The organism is Chryseobacterium sp. HNCC26DJ241, from assembly GCF_057180505.1.
In genome coordinates this window covers 1-593 of the sequence record NZ_JBXUGL010000086.1, presented here as the reverse complement: position 1 = coordinate 593, position 593 = coordinate 1, and the positions used below count along the sequence as shown (strand labels likewise).

The window sequence follows — 593 nt, the reverse complement described above, 5'->3', positions numbered from 1 at the left end:
CACTTCCTGAATAACCACTTCCCTGCTGAGTGTAAAAACTATTTACTGTATTATCCCAGAATCTGAAAGTAGATTCTATACCTGTGGAAGCAGTGTAAAGTAAATTCAAATCCAAGTTTGATGGATATGGATTTCCAACCAAATTATATCCACGAGTGGCATTAGTATATGCCAATGCATAATTCAAGAACCCTACTGGTGAATTATATGGTACTCCTACATATTTCAAGTCAATAGATGATGAAGGTACTAAAGTTGTAGTCGCTTCTTTCACAGCCAAACCTCTACCCGGAATATTTGCTCCACTTGAGGTATTAAAGAAGTTTGTTGCTTCATTATAAAGCAGTGTGGTAACACCAGCTGAAGTAGTAGATGCAGTAGAAGAAGAATTTCCTTCGTAGATATTTTTCAGATTCTGGCCGATTACAGGGGAAGATAAGTAATTATATTCCACTCTTGAAGAAGATCTGAAATTCATATTTCTCTTCAAGGTAATCAATCCTGTATTTGCAGCACCTTCATCCACTTGTAATAAACCTCCATTACTTTCTATAGTAAGGTTATCATTTGCTGAATTATTAGTGACATTGATT

At 35.6% G+C, this 593-nt stretch carries 1 protein-coding gene; it reads right to left on the bottom strand.

The window, feature by feature from the left end; all coding sequences use genetic code 11:
- Nucleotides 1–593 (bottom strand): hypothetical protein (locus AC2A1C_RS15845; protein WP_484026905.1); only part of this gene is annotated, 593 nt, incomplete at both ends.